Source organism: Amycolatopsis sp. NPDC004378, from assembly GCF_053602455.1.
In genome coordinates, this window is the sequence record NZ_JBSGDR010000040.1 from 1 (window position 1) to 22583 (window position 22583).

Below are 22583 nucleotides of genomic sequence, written 5' to 3' on the forward strand. Positions count from 1 at the left end.
GCGCGGCGGCTGCCCCGGGGCCCCCGCGCGGGCCCCGCCGGCGCCCCCCCCCCCGACAAAACCCCCCCCCCCACACCCCCCACCAGTAACGCCGCCCCCCCCCCCAACCCCCCACGACCGGCCAGGGCGTGCATTCGTCCGGCCGCGTTGACAGACTGGCCGGTATGGGACTGCGCAGCGAAGCTTGGTTCAACAACCCCGCCGACCCCGGGATGACCGCGCTCTACCTCGAGCGGTACATGAACTGGGGTCTGACCAGGGAAGAGCTGCAGTCCGGCAAGCCGGTCATCGGCATCGCGCAGACCGGCTCGGACCTCTCCCCCTGCAACCGGCACCACCTGCGGCTCGCCGACCGCACGCGGGAGGGCATCCGCGAGGCCGGCGGGATCGCCATCGAGTTCCCGGTGCACCCCATCCAGGAGACCGGCAAGCGCCCGACCGCGGCCCTCGACCGGAACCTCGCCTACCTCGGCCTGGTCGAGACGCTCTACGGCTACCCGATCGACGGCGTCGTCCTGACCACCGGCTGCGACAAGACCACCCCGGCGTGCCTGATGGCCGCCGCGACCGTGGACCTCCCGGCGATCGTGCTGTCGGGCGGGCCGATGCTCAACGGCTGGCACAACGGCGAGCGCACCGGGTCCGGCACCATCGTCTGGAAGGCACGGGAGCTGCTCGCCGCCGGGGAGATCGACGACGCCGGGTTCATGGAGCTCGTCGCGTCGTCCGCGCCGTCGCCCGGGCACTGCAACACCATGGGCACCGCCTCGACCATGAACGCGCTCGCCGAAGCGCTCGGCATGAGCCTGCCCGGCTGCGCGGCCATCCCGGCGCCGCACCGCGACCGGGCGCGGATGGCCTACCGCACCGGGCTGCGGATCGTCGAAATGGTGCGCGAAGACCTGAAGCCGTCGGACATCCTGACGCGGGCGGCGTTCGAGAACGCCATCGTGGTGAGCTCGGCGATCGGCGGCTCGACCAACGCGCCCATCCACATCGGCGCGATCGCCCGGCACGTCGGCGTCGACCTGCCCCTCGAAGACTGGCAGCGGCTCGGGTACGCCGTCCCGCTGCTGGTCGACCTGCAGCCGGCGGGCAAGTACCTCGGTGAGGAGTTCCACCGCGCGGGCGGCGTCCCGGCCGTCGTGCACGAGCTGATGCGCCACGACCTGGTCCACGAGGACGCCCGGACGGTCAACGGCCGGACGATCGGCGAGAACTGCCGCGACGCCGAGGCCGGCGACCGGGACGTCATCCGCACCTTCGGCACCGCGCTCACCGAAGACGCCGGGTTCCTCGTGCTCAAGGGCAACCTCTTCGACGCGGCCATCATGAAGTCCAGCGTGATCTCGCCGGAGTTCCGGCGGCGCTACCTGGCCGGCGGGGTCTTCGAAGGCACCGCCGTCGTGTTCGACGGGCCGGAGGACTACCACGCCCGCATCGACGACCCGGACCTCGGCGTCGACGAACATTCGCTGCTCGTCATGCGCGGCACCGGCCCGCTCGGCTACCCGGGCTCGGCGGAGGTCGTCAACATGCGGCCACCGGCGGAGCTGATCAAGCGCGGCATCCACGAGCTGCCGTGCCTCGGCGACGGCCGTCAGTCCGGTACGTCCGGTTCGCCGTCGATCCTCAACGCCTCCCCCGAAGCCGCGGCCGGCGGCGGGCTCGCGGTGCTGCGGACCGGCGACCGCGTGCGCATCGACCTGGCCGCCGGCACCGCGAACGTGCTCATCCCCGGCGAAGAGCTCGCGCTGCGGCACAAGGAGCTGGCAGAGTCGGGTGGGTACCCGGTGCCGGAGTCCCAGACGCCGTGGCAGGAGATCCAGCGGTCGATGGTCGACCAGCTCTGCGACGGCATGGTGCTGCGCCCGGCCGTGGCGTACCAGCGGATCGCGAAGTCCAAGGGCATCCCCCGCGACAACCACTGATTTTCCGTCGAAAGTGCTGCTTCGAACGGGCGTGGAGGGGGTACCCAGCCGGTAGCCGAGGCGAGGAGGCCGTCATGCTGCCCGAGCGAGAACGCCACGCGCTGCGCGAAATCGAAGCGGAGCTGGAGGCCAGCGACCCCGCGTTCGCCGCCGCCCTCAGCGGCCGCAGCCTGAGCGAAGCCCGGCGATGGCAGTTTCTGCTGGTGCTGTGCGACATCACCGCGGGCGTGATGCTCGTCGTCGGCCTCTTCGCCCGCGAAGCCGGGCTCGTGCTGTGGGGCACGGTCGCGGCGGGCGCGCTGGTGGCGTGGCACATCGCCCGGGCCGAATCGGTCCGGAAGTCCGCCCAGGACGGGACGACCGCCGGCTCGCGCTGACCAGGCGGTCCACTGTGGACTAGCCCGCGGCCTTCGCCGCGCCGGCGACCGCGTCCGCCATCGCCGGCACCAGCGCCTCGTCGAACACGCTCGGCACGATGTGGCCCGCGTCCAGGTCGTCGCCCACCACGTCCGCCAGGGCACGCGCCGCCGCCAGCAGCATTTCGCCCGTGACCCGCGGCGCCCCCGAGTCGAGCAGGCCCCGGAACATGCCGGGGAACGCCAGCACGTTGTTGATCTGGTTGGGGAAGTCGCTGCGGCCGGTGGCGACGACCTCCGCGTGCTCGCGCGCCGCGTCCGGGCCGACCTCCGGAGCCGGGTTGGCCAGCGCGAACACGATCGCGCGCCCGGCCATCGCGGCGATGTCGTCCGCCTTGAGCAGCCCACCGGTGCTGACGCCGACGAACACGTCCGCGTCGCGCACCGCGTCCTGAACGCTGCCGGTGACCCCGCCGGCGTTCGTGTTCTCGGCCAGCCAGCGCTTCTCCCCCATGAGGTCCCGGTTCTGGTGCAACACCCCTTCGCTGTCGCAGACGACGATCCCGCCGGCCTGGTAGCCGGCCCGCACCAGCAGCCGCGCGATCGCGCTGCCCGCCGCACCGGCCCCGGCGATGACGACCGACGTCCGGTCCGGCTCGCGGCCGGTCAGCTTCAGGGCGTTGTGCAGCGCACCGAGCACGACGACCGCCGTGCCGTGCTGGTCGTCGTGGAACACCGGGATGTCGAGCTCGTCGTGCAGCCGCCGTTCGACGGTGAAGCAGCGCGGCGCGGCGATGTCCTCGAGGTTGATCGCGCCGAACGACGTCGCCAGGTCCTTCACGGTCCGGACCAGGTCGTCGGGCTCGCGGCTGACCGGGCAGACCGGCCACGCGTCGACGTCCGCGAACCGCTTCAGCAGCGCGGCTTTGCCTTCCATCACGGGCAGCGCCGCGGCCGGCCCCTGGTCGCCGAGCCCGAGCAGGGCGGACCCGTCGGACACGATGGCGACGGAGTTGCCCTTGACGGTCTCCCGCGCGAGCACCGCCGGGTCACCGGCGACCCGCTTGGCTTGCTCGGCGACCCCCGGCGTGTAGTGCTCGGCCAGGTCATCGGCGTTGTCCAGCGCGACGCGGGTCGCGACCTCGATCTTCCCTTGGCTGCGTGTCATGGTCGAGGGGTACCCGGCACGCCGCGTTTACCCGGCGCACGGGAGGGGAATCTCCCGGCTCATGCCGGATTCCCGCGAAGCCGAGCCACCGGACACCACCGACCTCGACCGGCTGCGGTCGGCGGCGTCCGGCTGCCGCGCGTGCCCCCTCCACCGCGACGCCACGCAGACCGTGTTCGGCTCGGGTCCGGGCCGGGCGAAGGTCCTGGTCGTGGGTGAGCAGCCCGGCGACAAGGAGGACCTCGCGGGCGAGCCGTTCGTCGGGCCCGCCGGGAAGCTCCTGGACCGCGCCTTCGGGGAAGCCGGTTTCGACCGCGAGACGCTGTACGTCACCAACGCGGTCAAGCACTTCAAGTTCAAGCGCGACGAACGCGGGAAGCGGCGCATCCACCAGAAGCCGGGCCGTACCGAGGTCGTCGCCTGCCGGCCGTGGCTGCTGGCGGAGCTGCGCGCGGTGCGGCCCGGCCTGGTGGTGCTGCTGGGCGCGACGGCCGCCCAGTCGGTGCTGGGCACGAAGTTCAAGCTGACGGCCCATCGCGGCGAGCCGGTCGCCGTGCCGGACGACGTGGCCGAGCTGGTTCCGTCGGCGATCGCGACGGTGCACCCGGCTTCGATCCTGCGCTCGCCGGACCGCGACGAGGCCTACGCGGCGTTCGTCGACGACCTCGAGGCCGCGCGCAGCCTGCTCAGGTGAGCTGCTTCAGCGCCGCCTCCGCCGAGGCCGCGTGCGCGGCCATGTCCCGCCACGGGTCCACCTTGCGGGCCAGGCGCTGCTTCTCCTTGGCCAGGTTCCACCCGGCCGGGTCGGCCTTGCCCAGCTCGCGCCAGTCCAGCGGGGTCGCGGCCGCCGCGCCGGGGCGGGCGCGCAGCGAGTACGGCGCGACGAACGTCTGCGCGTAGCCGTTGCGGTTGGCGTCCAGGAAGATCCGGTCCCCGCGCTTGTCCTTGCGCTGGGCCGTCGTCAGGCGGTCCGGGTCGCCGGCCGCGACCGCGTCCGCCAGCGCGCGGGACAGCTCCAGCACCACCTCGGTGTCCGACTTCGCGTCCAGGGGGGCCACCACGTGGAAGCCGCGGCCGCCGGTCGCCTGGACGTACGGCGTCAGCCCGGCCTCCTCGTACCAGTCGCGGATCTTCCGCGCGACCGACCGCAGGTCGGCGACCGGCGTGCCGTCCGGCGGGTCGAGGTCCAGCACCAGCCGGTCCGGCCGCTCGGGCGCGTCCACGGTGGACAGCCAGACGTGGAACTCCAGCGTTCCCTGGCCGACCAGGTATTCGAGCGTCTCGGCGTCGTCGCAGACCACGTAGTCGTCCGTGCCGCCCCCGCGCACCGGGACGCGTTCGACGCGGATCGAGTCCGGGAAGTACTCCCCCGGGTGCTTCTGGAACCAGCCCGGCCCCTCGATGCCGTCGGGGAACCGGCGCATCGTCAGCGGTCGGTCGCGCAGGTGCGGCAGCATGACGTCGGCGACCGCCCGGTAGTACTCGGCGACGTCCCCTTTCGTGATCCCTTCGCCGGGGTAGAACACCTTGTCCGCATGGGAAACCTTCACGTTCGCTCCCGCACGACGTCCGCCGCCTTCTTGTCCTCGCGCACCCCGGCGAACCGCGGGTGCCGCAGCCGCCCGTCGCGCGTCCATTCCGAAAAGCCGACCTGCGCGACCAGCTCCGGCCGGACCCAGTGCGCCCCCGGTTCCCGGACCGCGCCGGCGAACGGCGAGCGCGCGGTCTCGAGTTCGGTCAGCCGGGCGTGCAGGGAGGCCAGCAGCCGTTCGTCGAACCCGGTCCCGACCTTGCCGGCGTACTTCAGCCCGCCGTCCTCGTGGTAACCCAGGAGCAGCGCGCCGAAGCCGTGCCGCGAGCCCTGCGGGTCGGTGAACCCGCCGATGACGAACTCCTGTCCCTGCGCGCACTTGAACTTCAGCCAGTCGGGTGACCGTCCGTGGTGGTATGGCGCGTCCGCCCGCTTCGCGATGACGCCTTCCCAGCCGCGCCGGCAGGCCTCGGCGTAGAACCTCTCACCCTCTTCGTTCCGGTGCGCCGACAGCCGGAGCGGGTCGGCGAACTCGAACGCGTCGCGCAGCAACGCTTTCCGCTGCCGCAGCGGCAACGCTGTCGTGTCCCGGTCGTCGTAGTACAACAGGTCGAACAGGTAGTAGTGGACGCGCACGCCGGTCGCCCGCGCGCGGTCCGGGTCGCTCACGTGGATCCGCGGCTGCAGCGCGGCGAAGCTGGTGGTGCCGCCGTCGAACGCCACGATCTCGCCGTCCGCCACGAACCGCGGGCCGCCCTGGCGGGCGAGGGCTTCGACGAGCTCCGGGTAGGCGTTGTCCATCACCTTGTGGGTGCGCGAATACAGCGTCGGCGTACCGCCGTCGCGCACGCAGATCGCGCGGACGCCGTCCAGCTTGCGCTCGTAGATCCAGTCCTCGTCGGAGAACCGGCGATCGGTGAGCGTGGCCAACGTCGGTTCGCGCCAGCCGGGACCGGTCACTCGAGCTCCCTTCAGGACGCCTTGAGCGCCTTCTCCAGCTCGGCGCGCGTCATCTTCGACCGGCCCTTCACGCCCTGCTCGCGGGCGAGCTTGTCCAGATCGGACTTGGTCAGTTCCGAGAGGTCGGGCTGCTTCTTCCGGCCGCCCTTGTGCTTCTTCACGCTGCGGGACAATGCCTCGAACAGGTCGACGACGTCCGCCTCGGGTTCGGGCTGCTCCTCGTGGGCGATCTCCTTGCCCTGCTCCTTGGCCTTGATCAGCTCCTCGACGCGCTCGGAGTACTCGTCGCGGTAGTCCTCGGGCTTCCACGGCGCGGTCATCTCCTCGACGAGGGAAAGGGCCATGTCGAGCTCCTTCGGCCGCGGCTTGGGCAAGCTCGGCAGGCCGCCCATGACGTCCGCCGGCTTCCGCAGGTCCGCGACGAAGTGCAGGGTGTTGAGCACCATGACGTCTTCGCCGGCGCGGATCGCCGAGAGGTATTCCTTGCCACGGAGCACGAACTTCGCGATGCCGGCCTTCTCGCTGCGGTCCATCGCCCGCAGCAGCAGGCCGTACGCCTTGGCGAAGTCCTCCTTCGCGGGTTTGAGCCAGTACGTGCGGTCGAAGAACCACGGGTCGATCTCGTCCAGTTCGACGAACTGCTCGATGTCGATCCGCCGCGACCGCTCGGGCGCGATCTCGTCCAGCTCGTCGGGTTCGACGAGCACGTGGTCGCCGCCGCCGACGTCGTAGCCCTTGACGATCTCGTCCTGGCCCACCTCGTCGCCGGTCCGCTCGTTGACGCGGCGGTTGCGGATCCGGTCCGACGTCCCGCGCTCGAACTGGTGGAAGTGGATCGTGTGGTCCGCCACCGCCGGGTACAGCTCCACCGGCACGGTGACCAGCCCCAGGCTCAGCGCCCCGCTCCACACCGGTCTGGCCATGTCGACCTCCTCACCGCCAGCGATACCCGGCCGAAGATCCGGCGAAACGCCGCGGGCAAGGGTGAAGCCCGCCGGGACCGCGGTCTCGACGGGCTTCGTGTGCGGGTCAGGCGACTTCGCTGCTGCGGCCGCCGGGCCGGTGCAGGCCCAGCATCTCGAGCAGCTGCGCGCAGTCCTCCGGGTCCTTCGCCCGCGACGCGACGGCGAGCGCCGCCTTGTGCCGGGTCGTCTCCTGCTCGGCGGTGTCCCCGCCCTCGAGGAGGAGGTCCGCCACCGGCCGCAGGTCGTTCCGCTTGTCTCGCATGTTCGCTCCCCTCCGGCAATCCCCCGGTGATCCCTTCGCCGTCGGATTACCCCTTCTCACCCCTCGAAACACAAGAGGCACCGATCAGGTTCCCGGAGACACCCGACGCTAGGCCGAACGAGTGAATTCGGCCGGTTCCAGCGCCGGAACCGGCAAGGTAGGTGAGACCCACGTCACACCAGGAGGTCGGATGGGCACCCAGATCCGCATCAGCCGCGACGACGGATCGCTGCCCTGCGAAGTCTGCGGCTTCCCGACCATGCACGTGGCCCAGGTCGTCGCCGACGACGGGACCGTGCTCGGCCGGACGCTGGTCTGCACGACGTGCCAGCGCAGCCGGCACCGGCCCGACCCGCTGCCCGAGGCCGACGCCCCGCCCGACGAGGTGCCGACCAGCTGACCCCGTTCAGGCCGTGGTCGTCGCGACCGCGGCCACGAACTCCGCCGCCACCTCGTGGAGCTTCCGGTTGCCGTCCTGGGAACGCTTCACCAGGCGCTGGAACGCCTCCTCGGCCGTGATGCGGTGGGCGGCCATCAGGATGCCCTTGGCCTGGTCGATCACGGCCCGCGTCTCGAGCGCCCGGTTCAGCTGGTCGATCAGCTCGCGGGCGGCGAAGTACCGGCGCGCGCTGCGGAGCCCGAACACGACCGTCGCCGTGTACAGCTCGAGGATCTTCGTGCCCAGTTCGCTGAAGCCGTGCTCGCCGAAGCCGAACAGGTTGACGGCGCCGGACATGTCGCCGTCCACGGTCAGCGGCGCGGCCAGGAAACTGGCCACGCCCAGTTGCTCCGCCGAGGACACGAACTGCGGCCACACGTCCCCCACCGCGCCGACGCCGACGCGGACCGGCTGCCCGGTTTCCGCGGCGCGCAGGCACGGGCCGTCGCCGATCCGGTACTGCTCGCGGTCGAAGTTCACCGCCCGCTGGTCGGTGCTGGCCACCGTCTCCGGCTCGCCGTCGCGCACCAGCGTGATGCTCGCCATGTCGGCGCCCGGCACCACCTGTACCACGTGATCGCACACCGCCTGCAGCATCTGGCCGAGGTCGAGCTCGGTGTCCAGCATCGCGGTCAGCGACTCCATCGCGACCGTCACTTCGTCCAGCCGCGCGGTGAGCTGCTCATGGCCGCCCGTCATCCTGGTGACGCCCCTCATCTTTCGGTCAGGGCGCTCTAGACCAGGGAGGACCCGGGCGCGCGCCACTAGTGGGCCGCTAGCGCTTTAACGGGTCCGGCGCGAGATTACTGCATCCCGGTGGGCGCGGGCACAAGCGGTCACCGCCCCGGCGCGCCCCTGCGCCCGTTCGGAGCAACGTCGGTTGCGGGCGGTGCGGAGGTGGTTAGGCTCGAGTGACGGTTCAGCCCAGCAGCCGGCCTCGAACACCCCGAGCGCGGTGCCACCGGGCCCGCGCGGCGAAGGACGGCGGCGAACCGGCATGAAGGTCCCCCGACCACGAAATCCCGCTCTGCGGCTGCGCACGACGTGGCCCTCGCACGCGGTGCTCGTCACGGCCCGCGGCGACCTCGACACGGCGACGGCGGGCGACCTCGCCGCCCTGGTCTCGGACCGCCTGTGGGCGGCGCCGGCGCGGCTGGTCCTCGATCTGTCCGAAGTGGACTTCCTCGGCGTGGCGGGGGTGCGGACCCTGCTGCACGTGGCGCTGGAAGCCGAGCAGCGGCACACGGAACTGCTGGTGGTGGCCGGGCCGAACCCGTTCGTCCAGCGGGCCCTGCGCGTGACCGGGGCCGATCGGCGGCTCACGATCGCCGCCACGAGCGCGGAACCGGCCACCGCGGTGCCGTCAGTGTGACGCCGCGTGCCGGGCGGCGGCCCGCTTCGACCGGATGTGCCGCTCTTGCGCGAGCCGCGCCACCATCTCCGGGTGGTGCAGCTCGAACGCCGGCCGTTCGGAGCGGATCCGGGGCAGGTCCAGGAAGTTGTGGCGCGGCGGCGGGCACGTCGTCGCCCATTCGAGGGAGTTGCCGTAGCCCCACGGATCGTCGACCAGCACCTGCTCCCCGTAGCGGTAGCTCTTCACCACGTTCCAGACGAACGGCAGCGTCGAGGCGCCCAAGAGGAACGCGCCGATCGTCGAGATCGTGTTCAGCGTCGTGAAGCCGTCGCTGGTCAGGTAGTCCGCGTAGCGCCGCGGCATGCCCTCCGCGCCCAGCCAGTGCTGGACGAGGAAGGTCGTGTGGAAGCCGATGAACGTCGTCCAGAAGTGCCACTTGCCGAGGCCTTCGTCGAGCATCCGGCCGGTCATCTTCGGGAACCAGAAGTAGATCCCGGCGAACGTGGCGAAGACGATCGTGCCGAACAGCACGTAGTGGAAGTGCGCCACGACGAAGTAGGAGTCGGTGACGTGGAAGTCCAGCGGCGGCGACGCCAGGATGACGCCGGTGAGGCCGCCGAACAGGAACGTCACCATGAAGCCGACCGACCACAGCATCGGCGTCTCGAAGGTCAGCTGCCCCTTCCACATCGTGCCGATCCAGTTGAAGAACTTGATCCCGGTCGGCACCGCGATCAGGAACGTCATGATCGAGAAGAACGGCAGCAGCACCGCGCCGGTGGCGAACATGTGGTGCGCCCAGACGACCGCCGACAGCCCGGTGATCCCCACGGTGGCGAACACCATCAGCCGGTACCCGTAGAGGGGTTTGCGGCTGAACACCGGCACGATCTCGGTGACGATCCCGAAGTACGGCAGCGCCACGATGTAGACCTCGGGGTGGCCGAAGAACCAGAACAGGTGCTGGAACATGATCGCCCCGCCGTTTTCGGGGTCGAACACGTGCGCGCCGAGCCGCCGGTCGGCCTCCAGCCCGAACAGGGCGGCCGTCAGGATCGGGAAGGCCAGCAGGATCAGGACGGCGGTGAACAGGATGTTCCAGGTGAAGATCGGCATCCGCCACATCGTCATCCCGGGCGCGCGCAGGCACACGATCGTGGTCACCATGTTGACGCCGCCGAGGATCGTGCCGAGCCCGGACACGATCAGGCCCATGATCCACAGGTCGCCGCCGACGCCCGGCGAGTGGATGGCGTTGGACAGCGGCGTGTAGGCCGTCCACCCGAAGTCCGGGGCGCCGCCCGGGGTGAGGAACGAGCTGATCACGACCAGCCCGCCGAACAGGTAGAGCCAGTAGGCGAACGCGTTGAGCCGGGGGAACGCGACGTCCGGCGCGCCGATCTGCAGCGGCAGGATGTAGTTGGCGAACGCGAACAGGTTCGGCGTCGCGTAGAGCAGCAGCATGATCGTGCCGTGCATGGTGAACAGCTGGTTGTACTGCTCCGGCGACAGGAACTGCAGCCCCGGCCGGGCCAGCTCGCCGCGCATCAGCAGCGCCATCGCGCCGCCCGCCATGAAGAAGGCGAACGACGTCACCAGGTACAGGATCCCGATCTGCTTCGGGTCGGTGGTGCGCAGCAGCGCGAGCAGCGTCCCGCCCTTCGGCCCGCGCCGCGCCACCGCCAGCGGGACGGCCTGCAGGGTCGGCTTCACGTCGGTCATCCGCCACTCCCGTCGCCGGACTTGCCGTACTGCGCGTCCTACTCCTGACGACCACGTCCCGTGCTCCCCCGAACGGGTGGACCTACTCGCGCAACGCCGGGAGCAGCTCCTTTTCGGCGAAGTCGAGGAAACCGTCCTGCTGGTCGCCGCCGATCTGGACCAGGGCGACGTCGGTGAAGCCCGCCTTCGCGAACTCGCGCACGCCCTCGACGATCGGCTCGACGTCCGGGCCGCACGGGATCGAGCCGGCGACGTCGTCTTCGCGGACGAACTGGGTGGCGCCCGCGAAACCGGACGGACCCGGCAGCTCCGCGTTGACCTTCCAGCCGCCGGCGAACCAGCGGAACTGCTCGTGCGCGCGCTTCACGGCGGCGTCGCGGTCGTGACCCCAGGAGACCGGCAGCTGCGCGATCTTGCGGGTCGGCGGCCCGAGCCGGGTGGCGTCCCACTCCTGGGACAGGGCCATCTTCGGCTCGACGGCGATCATCGCGTCGGCCACCGGCGCGAACCGCTCGACCGACTGCGAACCGGACACCGCGACCCCGATCGGCGTCCGCTTCTCCGGCAGGTCCCACAGCTTCGCCGAGTCGACGCGGAAGTGCTTGCCCTCGTAGTCGAAGTAGCCGCCGTCGAACAGGCCGCCGATGATCTGCAGGGCCTCGGCGAGCATGTCGTGCCGGACGTTCGCCGGCGGCCACCCGCGGCCGACGACGTGCTCGTTGAGGTTCTCGCCCGCGCCGAGGCCGAGGGTGAACCGGCCACCCGAAAGGGCCTGGACGGTCGCCGCCTTCTGCGCCACCACCGCCGGGTGGTAGCGCATGATCGGGCAGGTCACGTACGTCATCAGCTCCGCGCGCTCGGTGGCCTGCGTGACCGCGCCCAGTACGCTCCAGGCGTACGGCGCGTGCCCCTGTTCGGCCAGCCACGGCGAGTAGTGGTCGCTCATCACTTCGAAGTCGAACCCGGCCTGCTCCGCCCCGGCGGCGAACCGGACCAGGTCGTTCGGCCCCGCCTGCTCGGTCATCAGGGTGTAGCCGATGCGCATCGGCGCCTCCTCTCGTCGCGTTCCGCATACCCGCTCAGGGCGTGGGTAACCGACCGCCATGGGCGAACCCCGGCCCCTGGCGCGCAAGTTGGTCGACGACCACCTCGCGGCGGGCGAACCGGTGGCCGGTCGGGAGATCGGCCTGCGGGCCGACCAGACGCTCACCCAGGACGCCACCGGGCGGCCGAGACGGACGCGCACTTCGTCGTCGCCGGCTCCACCTACGGCCAGGGCTCGTCCCGGGAGCACGCCGCCATCACACCGCGTCACCTCGGCCTGCGCGCCGCGCTCGCGCGGTCGTTCGCCCGGATCCACGGGCAGAACCTCGCCAACTTCGGCGTCCTCCCGCTCGAGGTCGCCGGCGAGGGCGACCGGGACCGGATCTCCGCGGGCGACATGCTCGTCCTCGACGGCCTGGGCGACGCCCTCCCCGGCGGGGAGCTCACCGTCCGCAACACGACCCGGGACGAGGCGTACCGGGTGACGCACCGGCTCTCCGAACGCCGGGTCGAGGCCGTCCTCGCCGGCGGGCGGATCCCGTGGCCGGCCGCCCGGAAGTGACGTTTACCGGGTGATCGATCGGGTACCCCGTCCCCGACGAGGAAGGAGCCGGTCATGCCCCAGTCCTGGAGCGGCAAGCGCGAACGCCAGTACGAGCACATCAAGGAGTCGGCCGAGGACCGCGGCGCGAGCACCGGACGCGCCGAGGAGATCGCGGCCCGGACGGTGAACAAGAACCGCGCGCGCTCGGGCGAGTCCCGGCAGGCCAGCAGGACGTCGATCCAGGACAAGTCCCCGCAGCAGCGCGGCGGCGAGCGGTCCGGCAACCGGAAGGGCCCGGGCGGGCCGACCAAGGACCAGCTCTACAACGAGGCGAAGAAGCGGAACATCGAAGGCCGCTCCTCGATGACCAAGAAGGAACTCGAACGGGCGCTGGGCCGGTGACGAAGCCGGAAACCCCTGATCACGAAGTGTCAGCGTTCGCCCAGATGGGTAGTACCCCCCGCATGGAAGAAATACGAAGCGAGGGCTCGCACGGCGGTAAACCGTCGCTGGACGAGCTGCTCGACGAGCCGGTGGAGCTGCGGCTGCCCGCCATGGCGGAGCAGATCCCCCTGGTCCGGATGCTCACGCACGGCATCGTCTCGCGCGCGGACTTCGGCCTGGACGCCATCGCCGACGCCAAGATGGCCGTCGACGAGGCCTGCGCGCAGCTCGTGCAGCTGGCCGAGCTCGGCACCCAGCTGCACTGCCGGTTCCGGCACGCCGCCGACGGCCTGCACGTCATCGTCTCGACCCGCTCCACGGACCCGCGTCCGCCGAGCGACCGCACGTTCGGCTGGCACGTCCTCACCACGCTCAGCCGGTCCGTGACCGCGCACTGCGACGTCTTGCCGGGTGGAGGCGCGGGCATCGTCACCATCGAACTGGTGCTGAACCCGGGAACGAGCGAGTGAGCGGCGAGCGCAAGACCCTCCTCCACCGCCCGGACGAATACGCCCACTGCGAACCGCTGTTCGACGAGCTGGGGACGCTGGAACCCGGCGACCCGCGGCGGGAGGTCGTCCGGGGCCGGCTCGTGACCGAGCTGCTCCCGCTCGCCGAGCACATCGCGACGCGGTTCTCCGGCCGGGGCGAACCCCGGGAAGACCTGGTCCAGGTGGCGCGGATCGGCCTGATCAACGCCGTCGACCGGTTCGACCCGACGCGCGGCCACGACTTCCTGTCCTTCGCCGTGCCGACGATCATGGGCGAGGTCCGGCGCCACTTCCGGGACACCGGCTGGTCGGTGCGGGTCCCGCGGCGGCTCAAGGAGCTGCACCTGTCCTTGAGCCAGGGTTCGGCGGTGCTGTCCCAGCGCCTGGGCCGCGCCCCGACGCCGACCGAGCTGGCCCAGCACCTGCAGCTGGACGTCGACGAGGTCCGCGAAGGGCTGCTGGCCGGCAACGCCTACCAGGCGCTGTCGGTCGACAAGCCGGTGCACGACGACGCCGAGGCGCTGTCGCTGGCGGACACCATGGGGGAACCCGACCACGAGATGGCCATGGTCGAGAACCACGAGGCCCTCCAGCCGCTGCTGAAGGAGCTGCCGGCGCGCGAGCGCGCGATCCTGGTCATGCGGTTCTTCGGCGGGCTCACCCAGACCCAGATCGCCGACCGCGTCGGCATTTCCCAGATGCACGTCTCCCGGCTGCTTTCGCAGACCCTGGAGCAGCTCCGCGGAAAGCTCACCGGCGAAGGCTAGGACCGGCCGGTCCCAGCCTTCGCCGGGCTCAGCGGAGCCAGCCGGGCCGGCGGCCCTTCCCGAGCCGCCGCCACTGGCCCGCGAACGTCTCCCGCAGCTTCTCCGCCGTGTGGGCGTCCTGCGCGTACAGCATCCCGAACGTGAACGTGTTCTGGCCTTCGCCGTGTCCGGCGATGGCGAGGTGGTGCAGGACGTCCCGGCCGACCACGGTGTCCTGGTGCTCGCCCAGCGTGCGCTGGACGGCCCTGACGTTCTTGCGCCACTCGCGCAGCTTCTCGCCGTACACCGGCCGCACCGTGTCGGCCGCGTAGCGTGCCCGCTTCGCCTTCTTGCGGACCTCGTGCAAGGCCGTCTCGCGCTCTTCGCCTTCCAGGCCCTTCGCGGCCGCCTCGGCGCGACGCAGCTTCTTGGCGGCCTTGCGCACCGGCTTGCGCAGGGCGTCCTTCGCGGGCTTGCGCGCCTTCGCGGTCAGCGGCGGCTCCTCGACCACGGTGTCCAGGGCCCGCAGCAGGTCCCGGTACCGCCTGCCGGTCAGCGCCGCCATCGCGCGAGTACGCCCTTCTTCGGCCTCGCGGGCGAAGTACCGCGTCAGGTACTGGCGCAGCGGCCCGAACACGAGCTCCGCCGGGAGACCGTCGAGCTGCTCGTGCAGCCGTTCCTCACTGACCTCCGCGTCCCGCGCCGGCGCGAGCTCCCGGCCGAGCCACTTCAGCTCGGCGGCGAGCGGCGCGGTCGCGTCCTTGTCCACAATGGACCCGAAGGTGCGGAGCGCACTGCGGAGCTTGCGCGTCGCGACGCGCATCTGGTGCACGGAGTCCTCGACGTCCAGCCGCACCCCGACGTCCGCCCGGCGCAACCGGGCGTAGTGCTCGCGCAACGCGGCCAGCACGACGTCACCCGCCGTCGGCTTCTTGCGCCTGCGCGGCGGCGCCGGGACGCGGTCGCCGATCAGGCGCCGCAGCTTCGAGGGCCACGGCGAGGCCGAGGCACCGGCTTCGCCGAGCGCCCGGTCGAGCTCGTCGAGCAGCGCGGGTTCGGTCCCGGGGTCGAGCTCCAGCTCCAGCTCGCGCCACTCGTCGAGCCGCGCGGTCTCGCCGCCCGCCTCGCCGGTCACGTGGTCGTCGGTGAGGGTCGCGACCGTCCGGCCGGCGCCGTCGGCCAGGCGGTGGGCGAACCGGTCGGTGCGCAGGTGCGCGATCGGCACCAGCTTCTCCCCCAGTGTGTACGCGCGCACGAGCCGCCGCAGCTGTTTCGGGACCTTGTTCGGTTCGCCGCCCAGCGGCAGCTGGATCTCCTGCCGCTCGTCGGCGGAGACGGGCAGCTTGAGGTGCCAGCCGGCGTCGTGCCCGCCGACGCGCCGCCGGAGCGTGATGCCGCCGCGGGCGAGCCGGAAGGTCCCGGTGTCGTAGTAGGACGCGTCGAGGATCTGCTCGACCGGGTCGTCCTGGGTTTCGACGCCCGCGACGCCGACGAGCCGGGGCACTCCGCTGCCCGCGACGATCTCGTACTTGCGCTCGCGCTCGGTCACCGACGACGGCGCTGCCATGGTAATCCTCCTTGGGGGCCGGTTCTGCCGCACGGATACCCGGACGGCCCCCGGCCGACACGGGATTCGGCGCGCGAGCAGCGGGTATCCGACCGGGAAATCCCGAGTCCGGACCAGGAGCGTGCATGAACGGCAGCCAGCCCGCAACCGACCTGACCACCGTGCTCGCCGGCGACCACCGGGAGCTGGACCGGCTGTGCACCGAGCTCGAGCTCGGCCAGGGCAGCCCCGAGAACCGCAAGGACCTCGCCGACCACCTGGTCGCGCAGCTGGTGCGCCACGCCGTCGCCGAAGAGTCCTTTGTCGACGGCGAAGGCGACCTCGCCGAGGCCGAGCGGGTCATGCGGCAGCTCGAGGCCGCGGGCCCCCAGGAGCCGCGGTTCGAGCGGCTGCTGGGCGCGGTGATCCGCGCCGTGCGCCGGCACGTCCGCGACGAAGGCCCGGCGGCGGTGCGCCAGGTCCGGCTCACGTGTTCCCCCGAGCGGCGGACGGAGCTCGGCCGGCAGGTCCTCGAGGCCCGGGACGCGGCGCCGCGGCTGCCGCACCCGGACCTGGCCGACCGGCTGCCGCAGGCCGACCAGCTGTGGCCGGGACCGGGCCTGGTCGACCGCGCGCGGGCCGCGTTGCGTCGCGAAGCCGACACACCTGGTTGACGGTGGTGCGGGCGGGCTCCGGCGCGGGTTGAATGGAGGCCTGACCGGAGCGGAGGACGACGAGAAGCATGACCATCGGCGAAGACGAATGGGCCCGGGACCGAGCACGGTTCGGGCAGCCCGGTGACCACCACGCGGGTCCCCTGGCGCGGCAGTTCGCCGAGCTCACCCGGACCCTGCTCGACGTCACCCCGACCGTCGGCGGGGTGCTGCGGCTCGTCGTCGGCGCCGCGAGCGCGATCATCCCGGACGCCGACCTGGTCAGCGTCACCATGCGGGAACCGGACGGCCGCTACCACACGCCGGTGGAGACCGACCCCGTCGCGGTGCGGATCGACGAGCTGCAGTACGAGCACGGCGAAGGCCCGTGCGTCGAGTCGTCCCGCCCGGACGGCCCGGCTCTCGCCTGGTCGCAGGACCTCGCGCGCGACCCGCGCTGGCCGTCGTTCGGCCCGGGTGCGGCCGAGCACGGCTACCACGCGGTCCTGGCCACCGCCCTGCTCCCGGACGCCGGCCCGACCGGCCGGTCGGGGGCGCTCAACGTCTACTCCAGCCGGCCGGGCGCGTTCGACGCGCGGGCCATCGACCTGGCGCTGCTGCTGACGACCCACGCGTCGCTGGCGCTGGCCCACACCGAAGCGGTGGCCGCGGCCGAGCTGGAGACGGCGCACCTGCGCCGCGCGGTCGACAGCCGCGACGTCATCGGCCAGGCCAAGGGCATCCTGATGCAGCGCCGCGGCATCACCGCCGACGAAGCCTTCGACGTGCTGCGCCGCACGTCCCAGGACCTCAACGTCAAGCTGGCCGACCTGGCGCGCACCCTCGCGACCCGGCACACCGAGATCGACCTTCCGGTCTCCGACCACTGACCCCGGACACGGCCGAGGGCGGCACCTTCCGGTGGGAAAGTGCCGCCCTCGCCACGCGTTCGGCTCAGGTGGCCGTGTACGGGTACCGGTCTTCGATCGACGGGCTCGCGGCCGGGTAACGGCCTTCCTGCCCCGGCACCGGCGTCACGGTCGTGCCCTGCTGTTCGGGCTCGACACGCTGGCGGCCGCCGCGCTGGACGACCGCTTCGACCTCCTGCTCGCCGCGGATGCGGGCCAGCGCGGCGATCGTGATGGCGTGGGCCAGCGCGAGGATCAGCAGCAGCACGCCGAGGCGCGCGACGACGCCCGGCAGGTCGCTGCCGCCCATGTCGATGGTCGAGACGAGCGCCAGCACTCCCAGCGTCGCCAGGTGGAACAACACCGTGACGAGCCGGGTCATCGAAGCGCTGGCCGCGGGGTCGCCGTAGGAGTTCTCGAGGTACCGGCGGCCGCTGCGGTAGATGATCTGCCCGTCTATCAGGACCAGCGCCACTCCGATCGCGAGAAACGACAAGTACGCGTTGGTGGACATGCCGGACGCTCCTTCCTGGGGGACCTCTCCGGGGGAAATACCCGGGAGGTCGCGCACGGAAACGCGGTCGTCACCCGGTGAACGTGTCCGGGTCGGGGCCGGTGCGCCTGCCGTCGTCGAGTTTTCCGATCGCCGTCATGTCTTCGTCGTCGAGCTCGAAGCCGAACACGTCGATGTTCTGCCGGATCCGCTCCGGCGACGCCGACTTCGGGAACACGATGTTCCCGAGCTGGATGTGCCAGCGCAGCACCACCTGCGCGGCGGTCCGGCCGTGCTTTTCCGCCAGGTCGGCCAGGACCGGGTCGTCGAGGACTTCCCCCTGGGCCAACGGGCTCCACGCCTCCGTGGCGATGCCGTGCGCCCGGTGGTAGGCACGCAGCTCCGTCTGCTGCAACGCCGGGTGCAGCTCGATCTGGTTGACCGCGGGCACGGTGGCGGTCTCTTCGGCGAGCCGGTCGAGGTGCGCGGGCTGGAAGTTGGAGACGCCGATCGCGCGGGCCTTGCCCGCCCGCAGGATCTCTTCGAAGCCTTCCCAGGTCCGGACGTAACTGTCCCTGTCCGGCAACGGCCAGTGGATCAGGTACAGGTCCACGTAGTCGAAGCCGAGCCGGCGCAGGCTGCCTTCGAGCGCGGTGATGGCGTTGTCGTGGCCGTGCGCGTCGTTCGCCAGCTTCGTGGTGACGAACACCTCTTCCCGTGCGAGCCCCGACTCCGCGACGCCCGCGCCGACCCCCTCCTCGTTCCGGTACATCTGGGCCGTGTCGATGTGGCGGTAGCCGGCGTCGAGCGCGGTCCGCACGGCCCCGGCGGTCTTCTCCGGGGGGATCTGGAACACGCCGAACCCGAACTGCGGGATCCGCACGCCGTTGTTCAGCTCGATCGTGGGGACTTCGGCTGTGGTGGTCATGCTGGCGGCCTACCCGAGGCCCGTGGACGCGAAACACGGCGGGACGGTGCCCGCCCCGCCGTGTCACCCACGTGAGTTACCGGCCCGGCCGGTCCACGTCACCGCGCCAGCTGCCGCTCTCGTGGCCGCGCTGTTCGATGAACTCCTTGAAGCGCTTGAGATCGCCCTTCACGCGGCGGTCGAGGACGCCGAGCTTGTCGGCGACGTTCTCGGCGAAGCCCTCGGGGTCGATGTCCATCTGGGCGGTCACCCGGGTGTGGGCGTCGTCGAGCCGGTGGAACGTGATCACGCCCGCGTGGTCCGGACCGGAGTCCGACGTCCAGGCGACCCGCTCGTCGGGGTGCTGCTCGGTGATCGTCGCGTCGAATTCGCGCGTCACGCCACCGAACCGCGTCACCCAGTGGGTGTGGGTGGCGTCCGTCTGGCGGATCTCTTCCACGCCCTCCATGAACTTCGGGAACTCCTCGAACTGCGTCCACTGGTTGTACGCCGTCGAAACGGGGACTTCCACGTCCACGATTTCGGTGATCGTGCTCATGCACTCCTCCTCGTCGGTGGGAACACTGCGGCTACCCGGGCTCGGACCGGTCAAACCCGGCGTGGTTGGCGACGGCGACGCCGGGTACACGGAGAGTCAGACAAGGAGGTGTTCCGTGATCGAAGAAGTGAACCGAAAGCCCGCCGCCGACCGCCCGGTCGGCGAGCTGGTCAACGACCTGACCGCCGAGGTCAAGCGGCTCGTGCGGGACGAGATGCGGCTCGCGGTGTTCGAACTGCAGCGCAAGGGGAAGAAGATGGGCCTCGGTGCCGGGCTGTTCGGCGCGGCGGGCCTGTTCGCGCTGTTCGGCGCCGGCACGCTGGTCGCGGCCGCCGTGCTGGCGCTGGCGCTGGTGGTCCCCGGCTGGCTGGCCGCGGTGATCGTCGCGGTCGCGCTGTTCGTGGTCGCCGGGATCTCGGCGCTCGTCGGCAAGAAGGAAGTGACACAGGGGGTTCCGCCGGTGCCCGAAGAGGCCATCGGCGGGGTCCGCGAAGACGTCGAGACCGTGAAACAGGGAGTGCGCTCATGAACGGGGACTTCCCCAAGGACGCCGAAGAGGCGCGGCTCGACCGGGACACCACCCGGCAAGAGCTGACGGAGACCCTGGAAGCGCTCGGGCAGAAGCTCGACGTGAAGACCCGGGTCAAGGAGAACGTCGACGAAAAGCTCGACCAGGCGACGGCGAAGGTCGCCGACGTGACGAACGAGCCGACCGCGGTGAAGTTCCGCCAGGGCGCCGACGTCGTCCGGAGCAACCCGGTGCCGGTCTTCGCCGGCGTGCTGGGCCTGCTGGTCGTGATCCGCCTGATCCTGCGCCGGAGGAACGCATCGTGAACAAGGTCGTGTACAAGCCGCTGAGCTGGGTGATCGGCGCCCTGGGCGGGGTGCTCGCCGGCCAGGCCTTCAAGCAGGTCTGGAAGCGCGTGGCGGGCGAAGAAGACGCGCCCGACGCCACCGACCGCGACTACACCTGGCAGCAGGTGATCATCGCGGCGGCGGTGCAGGGCGCGATCTTCGCCGCGGTCAAGGCCGCGACCGAGCGGGCGGGCGCCGTCGGCTACCGCAAGGCCACCGGGGAGTGGCCCGACGACTGAGCCGACGTCAGTCCACAGTGGACGGCCGGGGGCGGGACCGCCGTGCGGTCACGCCTCCCGGCCGGGCTCGGGCACCGGGGTCAGCTCGGCGATCGCGCCGCCGAGGCGGGGGTGGATCTCCAGCAGCCGGTCGGCGCCGGTGGCCTCCAGCGAACGCGAGACGGCGTGCCCGGAGACGACGACGGCGCACCGGGCGCGCGCGTGCGCGTCCAGCAGCGAGCGGACGCCCGCGCAGCTGAGGAAGGCCACCCGGCTGAGGTCGACGACCAGCCGCTCGCCCGTGGCGAGGGCTTCGTCGAGCGCGCCCACCGTGGCCGCGTCGACGTCACCCACCAAAGTGATGACGCGGATGCCGCCCGGCCGTTCCACAGTGGTGAAGGTCAAGCCCGACGGTTCTTCGATCGTGCGAAAGCAGTGCATTGCGCTCCCTAATACGCAGAGTTCAGGGGCGCTGACCGGAGCACGTGTCTGAACAACAGCCAACACCCCTGACCGTACGCCCCTGCGCCCACAGGTCAACCCCGCGGGTTTCCCGGCCCCGACCTCGGGTAATCGGCGGAGACGGCCATCCGGCCCGGAAGGAGATCCATGCGTGTCCTGATCGTCGGCGGCGGCTTCGCCGGATATCACGCCGCGAAGAGCCTGCGCAAAGAAGCCGGTGAAGACGTCGAAATCGTCGTGCTCAACCCGACCGACTACTTCCTTTACCTGCCGCTCCTGCCCGAGGTCGCGGCCGGCATCCTCGACCCCCGGCGGGTGACCGTGTCGATCCCGGACACGCTGCCGGGCGTCCGGCTGGTGCTCGGCACGGCGACCGGGGTCGACTTCGACGCCCGCGACGTCACCTACACCGATCCGGAGGACCAGGAGCACCGGATCCGCTACGACCGGCTGGTGCTCGCCGCGGGCAGCGTCAACAAGCTGCTGCCCATCCCGGGTGTGCCGGAGTACGCGCACGGGTTCCGCGGCGTGCCCGAAGCCCTGTACCTGCGCGACCACATCACGCGCCAGATCGAGCTGGCCGCCGCGACCGAAGACCCCGCCGAACGCGACGCGCGCTGCACGTTCGTCGTCGTCGGCGCCGGCTACACCGGGACCGAGGTGGCCGCGCAGGGGCCGGCGTTCACCGACGCCCTCGTCGCGCGCCACCCCGAGCTGACCGGGCAGAAGGTCCGCTGGCTGCTGCTGGACGTCGCCGAGCGCGTGCTGCCCGAGCTGAGCAAGCGGCTCGGGCGGACCGCCGACGAGGTGCTGCGCGCCCGCGGGGTCGAAGTGCTGATGAAGACCTCGGTCGACCACGCCGACACCAAGGGCGTCACGCTGACCACCGGCGAGGCGGTGCCGACCCGCACCCTCATGTGGTGCGTCGGCGTGCGGCCGGACCCGCTGGTGGCCGACCTGGGGCTCGAAACGGCGAAGGGCCGGCTGGTCGTCACCGAACGGCTGAACGTGCCCGGCCGGGACGACGTGTTCGCCGCCGGGGACGCGGCGGCCGTCCCCGACCTCACCCGCCCCGGCGAGTACACCGCGATGACCGCGCAGCACGCCGAGCGCCAGGGCAAGCTCGCCGGCCGCAACGTCGCGGCGTCGCTCGGGTACGGCACGCCGGGCACCTACCGCCACCACGACCTCGGCTTCGTCGTCGACCTCGGCGCGGGCGCCGCCGCGGCGAACCCGTTGCACATCCCGCTGTCCGGCCTCCCGGCCAAGGCGGTGACGCGCGCGTACCACCTGTTCGCCATGCCGGGCAACCGCGTCCGCACGGCCGCCGACTGGATCTTGGAGCGCCTCGCCGGCCGCCAGACCGTCCAGCTGGGACTGGTGCGCTCCGGCTCGGTGCCCCTCGACACCGACTCCCCCGAACTACCCCGCCACTGAGAGGACTTCCGATGCCCGCCGAACCACTGCGGTCCGCAGGCCCGTCCGTCGTCACGGCGGGCGACCCGGCCGGGCCCAAGGTCATCGTCCTGGACCCGGCCGGCGCCGCGAAGCACGGCGAGCTGCCCGCCACCTGGCGGCCGCTCGCCGACCGGCGCGGGATCTTCTGGTGCCGCGTGCCCGCCGGCGGGGCCCTCTCCGAAGCCGACGACCTGATGGGTGACGCCGGTCCCGGCGAACCGGAGATCACCGTCGTGGCGAGCGGCCCGTTCGCGGCGGACGCCCTGCAGCTCGTCGAACGCCACCCGGGCGCGGCCGCGCGGCTGCTGCTGGTCGACCCGGCGTCCGACGCCTTCCTCCCCTCCGGCGACGCCGAACAGGCCAACGAAAACTGGCTGGGCGAGCACGACGAGGTCGTGTCGCGGGTGCGCGAGACGGGCACGGACGTGCGGTTGATCGCGTCGACCACCGAGCGCCCGGACGACCGGGTGCCCCCGCCGCTGCCCCTGGGCCACCCGGACGTGGTCGCGGCGGTGCGGACGGCGCTCGGCGACGTTTAGCGTGCCGGCACGGGCGGTAACCGCCGGG

General features: G+C 71.8%; 28 protein-coding genes and 1 pseudogene. 16 read left to right on the top strand and 13 right to left on the bottom strand.

Annotation, left to right across the window (positions count from 1 at the left end; translation table 11 throughout):
- Nucleotides 1–164 precede the first annotated feature (164 nt).
- Together ACWEN0_RS47925 and ACWEN0_RS47930 are read left to right on the top strand one after the other, a co-directional pair.
- Nucleotides 165–1931 (top strand): IlvD/Edd family dehydratase, encoded by a 1767-nt coding sequence (locus ACWEN0_RS47925; protein ID WP_451988420.1) that lies wholly within the window; start codon nt 165–167, stop codon nt 1929–1931.
- A 74-nt stretch (nt 1932–2005) separates the two neighbouring features.
- Nucleotides 2006–2308 (top strand): DUF3040 domain-containing protein, encoded by a 303-nt coding sequence (locus ACWEN0_RS47930; protein WP_451988421.1) that lies wholly within the window; start codon nt 2006–2008, stop codon nt 2306–2308.
- 19 nt (nt 2309–2327) lie between these two features.
- On the opposite strand, the gene ACWEN0_RS47935 is transcribed toward ACWEN0_RS47930, so the two are convergent.
- Nucleotides 2328–3455, bottom strand: coding sequence for an NAD(P)-dependent malic enzyme (locus ACWEN0_RS47935; protein ID WP_451988422.1), 1128 nt, complete (start codon nt 3453–3455; stop codon nt 2328–2330).
- 61 nt (nt 3456–3516) lie between these two features.
- Between ACWEN0_RS47935 and ACWEN0_RS47940 the strand changes: the two genes are divergently transcribed.
- Nucleotides 3517–4149 carry a UdgX family uracil-DNA binding protein gene (locus tag ACWEN0_RS47940; RefSeq protein ID WP_451988423.1) on the top strand — a complete coding sequence of 211 codons (633 nt, stop codon included), beginning with the start codon at nt 3517–3519 and terminating at the stop codon, nt 4147–4149.
- Here the strand turns inward: ACWEN0_RS47940 and ligD (ACWEN0_RS47945) are convergent.
- The 4 genes from ligD (ACWEN0_RS47945) to ACWEN0_RS47960 all read right to left on the bottom strand — a co-directional run bounded on the left by ligD (ACWEN0_RS47945) (nt 4142) and on the right by ACWEN0_RS47960 (nt 7173).
- The gene (gene ligD / locus ACWEN0_RS47945; RefSeq protein WP_451988424.1) at nt 4142–5005 is read right to left on the bottom strand and encodes a non-homologous end-joining DNA ligase; all 864 of its coding nucleotides are present in this window, start codon (nt 5003–5005) and stop codon (nt 4142–4144) included. The genes ACWEN0_RS47940 and ligD (ACWEN0_RS47945) overlap by 8 nt on opposite strands.
- Entirely contained in the window at nt 5002–5946 is a 945-nt protein-coding gene (ligD, locus tag ACWEN0_RS47950; RefSeq protein ID WP_451988425.1) for a non-homologous end-joining DNA ligase, read from the bottom strand. Before ligD (ACWEN0_RS47950) ends, ligD (ACWEN0_RS47945) begins: the two co-directional genes overlap by 4 nt.
- An 11-nt stretch (nt 5947–5957) precedes the next feature.
- Nucleotides 5958–6869 carry a non-homologous end joining protein Ku gene (gene ku, locus ACWEN0_RS47955; protein ID WP_451988426.1) on the bottom strand — a complete coding sequence of 304 codons (912 nt, stop codon included), beginning with the start codon at nt 6867–6869 and terminating at the stop codon, nt 5958–5960.
- A gap of 106 nt (nt 6870–6975) precedes the next feature.
- A complete protein-coding gene (locus ACWEN0_RS47960) occupies nt 6976–7173 on the bottom strand; it encodes a hypothetical protein (protein WP_451988427.1) in 198 nt (65 codons plus the stop codon).
- Nucleotides 7174–7363: 190 nt separating this feature from the next.
- On the opposite strand from ACWEN0_RS47960, the gene ACWEN0_RS47965 reads away from it, so the two are divergent.
- Nucleotides 7364–7573, top strand: a complete 210-nt coding sequence (locus ACWEN0_RS47965) for a hypothetical protein (protein WP_451988428.1) — start codon at nt 7364–7366, stop codon at nt 7571–7573.
- 6 nt (nt 7574–7579) lie between these two features.
- Here the strand turns inward: ACWEN0_RS47965 and ACWEN0_RS47970 are convergent, their stop codons facing one another.
- The gene (locus tag ACWEN0_RS47970; RefSeq protein WP_451988429.1) at nt 7580–8311 is read right to left on the bottom strand and encodes an ANTAR domain-containing response regulator; all 732 of its coding nucleotides are present in this window, start codon (nt 8309–8311) and stop codon (nt 7580–7582) included.
- Nucleotides 8312–8609: 298 nt separating this feature from the next.
- Here ACWEN0_RS47970 and ACWEN0_RS47975 point away from each other — a divergent pair, with 298 nt between their 5' ends.
- Nucleotides 8610–8984, top strand: a complete 375-nt coding sequence (locus ACWEN0_RS47975; protein WP_451988430.1) for an STAS domain-containing protein — start codon at nt 8610–8612, stop codon at nt 8982–8984.
- Here ACWEN0_RS47975 and ctaD read toward each other — a convergent pair.
- Together ctaD and ACWEN0_RS47985 are read right to left on the bottom strand one after the other, a co-directional pair.
- The gene (ctaD, locus tag ACWEN0_RS47980; RefSeq protein WP_451988431.1) at nt 8976–10688 is read right to left on the bottom strand and encodes an aa3-type cytochrome oxidase subunit I; all 1713 of its coding nucleotides are present in this window, start codon (nt 10686–10688) and stop codon (nt 8976–8978) included. The genes ACWEN0_RS47975 and ctaD overlap by 9 nt on opposite strands.
- A gap of 82 nt (nt 10689–10770) precedes the next feature.
- The gene (locus ACWEN0_RS47985; RefSeq protein ID WP_451988432.1) at nt 10771–11733 is read right to left on the bottom strand and encodes a TIGR03557 family F420-dependent LLM class oxidoreductase; all 963 of its coding nucleotides are present in this window, start codon (nt 11731–11733) and stop codon (nt 10771–10773) included.
- A 177-nt stretch (nt 11734–11910) separates the two neighbouring features.
- Between ACWEN0_RS47985 and ACWEN0_RS47990 the strand changes: the two are divergent.
- The 4 genes and pseudogenes from ACWEN0_RS47990 to ACWEN0_RS48005 form a co-directional block, all read left to right on the top strand.
- Nucleotides 11911–12294: pseudogene (locus ACWEN0_RS47990) on the top strand (aconitate hydratase); the annotation flags it as partial.
- A gap of 54 nt (nt 12295–12348) precedes the next feature.
- Entirely contained in the window at nt 12349–12678 is a 330-nt protein-coding gene (locus ACWEN0_RS47995; RefSeq protein ID WP_451988433.1) for a plasmid stabilization protein, read from the top strand.
- A gap of 62 nt (nt 12679–12740) precedes the next feature.
- The gene (locus ACWEN0_RS48000) at nt 12741–13190 is read left to right on the top strand and encodes an anti-sigma factor (RefSeq protein ID WP_451988434.1); all 450 of its coding nucleotides are present in this window, start codon (nt 12741–12743) and stop codon (nt 13188–13190) included.
- The gene (locus ACWEN0_RS48005) at nt 13187–13978 is read left to right on the top strand and encodes a SigB/SigF/SigG family RNA polymerase sigma factor (RefSeq protein WP_451988435.1); all 792 of its coding nucleotides are present in this window, start codon (nt 13187–13189) and stop codon (nt 13976–13978) included. Before ACWEN0_RS48000 ends, ACWEN0_RS48005 begins: the two co-directional genes overlap by 4 nt.
- 28 nt (nt 13979–14006) lie before the next feature.
- Here the strand turns inward: ACWEN0_RS48005 and ACWEN0_RS48010 are convergent, their stop codons facing one another.
- Complete coding sequence (locus tag ACWEN0_RS48010) at nt 14007–15524, bottom strand: CYTH and CHAD domain-containing protein (protein WP_451988436.1); 1518 nt, start codon at nt 15522–15524, stop codon at nt 14007–14009.
- Between the two features lie 125 nt (nt 15525–15649).
- Between ACWEN0_RS48010 and ACWEN0_RS48015 the strand changes: the two genes are divergently transcribed.
- Both ACWEN0_RS48015 and ACWEN0_RS48020 read left to right on the top strand, forming a co-directional pair.
- Nucleotides 15650–16177: a hemerythrin domain-containing protein gene (locus ACWEN0_RS48015; RefSeq protein ID WP_451988437.1), complete on the top strand. Its 528-nt coding sequence runs from the start codon at nt 15650–15652 to the stop codon at nt 16175–16177.
- A 68-nt stretch (nt 16178–16245) separates the two neighbouring features.
- Entirely contained in the window at nt 16246–17046 is an 801-nt protein-coding gene (locus ACWEN0_RS48020) for an ANTAR domain-containing protein (RefSeq protein WP_451988438.1), read from the top strand.
- A 64-nt stretch (nt 17047–17110) separates the two neighbouring features.
- On the opposite strand, the gene ACWEN0_RS48025 is transcribed toward ACWEN0_RS48020, so the two are convergent.
- The 3 genes from ACWEN0_RS48025 to ACWEN0_RS48035 all read right to left on the bottom strand — a co-directional run bounded on the left by ACWEN0_RS48025 (nt 17111) and on the right by ACWEN0_RS48035 (nt 19023).
- The gene (locus ACWEN0_RS48025) at nt 17111–17578 is read right to left on the bottom strand and encodes a hypothetical protein (RefSeq protein ID WP_451988439.1); all 468 of its coding nucleotides are present in this window, start codon (nt 17576–17578) and stop codon (nt 17111–17113) included.
- Nucleotides 17579–17648: 70 nt separating this feature from the next.
- The gene (locus tag ACWEN0_RS48030; protein WP_451988440.1) at nt 17649–18485 is read right to left on the bottom strand and encodes an aldo/keto reductase; all 837 of its coding nucleotides are present in this window, start codon (nt 18483–18485) and stop codon (nt 17649–17651) included.
- A gap of 76 nt (nt 18486–18561) precedes the next feature.
- Nucleotides 18562–19023, bottom strand: a complete 462-nt coding sequence (locus tag ACWEN0_RS48035; protein ID WP_451988441.1) for an SRPBCC family protein — start codon at nt 19021–19023, stop codon at nt 18562–18564.
- Nucleotides 19024–19138: 115 nt separating this feature from the next.
- Here ACWEN0_RS48035 and ACWEN0_RS48040 point away from each other — a divergent pair, with 115 nt between their 5' ends.
- The 3 genes from ACWEN0_RS48040 to ACWEN0_RS48050 are packed head-to-tail and all read left to right on the top strand — an operon-like array spanning nt 19139 to nt 20117.
- Entirely contained in the window at nt 19139–19552 is a 414-nt protein-coding gene (locus ACWEN0_RS48040; protein ID WP_451988442.1) for a phage holin family protein, read from the top strand.
- Nucleotides 19549–19857, top strand: a complete 309-nt coding sequence (locus ACWEN0_RS48045; RefSeq protein WP_451988443.1) for a DUF3618 domain-containing protein — start codon at nt 19549–19551, stop codon at nt 19855–19857. Before ACWEN0_RS48040 ends, ACWEN0_RS48045 begins: the two co-directional genes overlap by 4 nt.
- Nucleotides 19854–20117, top strand: a complete 264-nt coding sequence (locus ACWEN0_RS48050) for a DUF4235 domain-containing protein (protein WP_451988444.1) — start codon at nt 19854–19856, stop codon at nt 20115–20117. Before ACWEN0_RS48045 ends, ACWEN0_RS48050 begins: the two co-directional genes overlap by 4 nt.
- Nucleotides 20118–20165: 48 nt before the next feature.
- Here ACWEN0_RS48050 and ACWEN0_RS48055 read toward each other — a convergent pair whose 3' ends face one another.
- Entirely contained in the window at nt 20166–20537 is a 372-nt protein-coding gene (locus ACWEN0_RS48055) for an STAS domain-containing protein (RefSeq protein ID WP_451988445.1), read from the bottom strand.
- A gap of 168 nt (nt 20538–20705) precedes the next feature.
- On the opposite strand from ACWEN0_RS48055, the gene ACWEN0_RS48060 reads away from it, so the two are divergent.
- Both ACWEN0_RS48060 and ACWEN0_RS48065 read left to right on the top strand, forming a co-directional pair.
- Nucleotides 20706–21995: an NAD(P)/FAD-dependent oxidoreductase gene (locus tag ACWEN0_RS48060; RefSeq protein WP_451988446.1), complete on the top strand. Its 1290-nt coding sequence runs from the start codon at nt 20706–20708 to the stop codon at nt 21993–21995.
- Nucleotides 21996–22006: 11 nt separating this feature from the next.
- Nucleotides 22007–22555 carry a hypothetical protein gene (locus ACWEN0_RS48065; RefSeq protein ID WP_451988447.1) on the top strand — a complete coding sequence of 183 codons (549 nt, stop codon included), beginning with the start codon at nt 22007–22009 and terminating at the stop codon, nt 22553–22555.
- Nucleotides 22556–22583 lie beyond the last annotated feature (28 nt).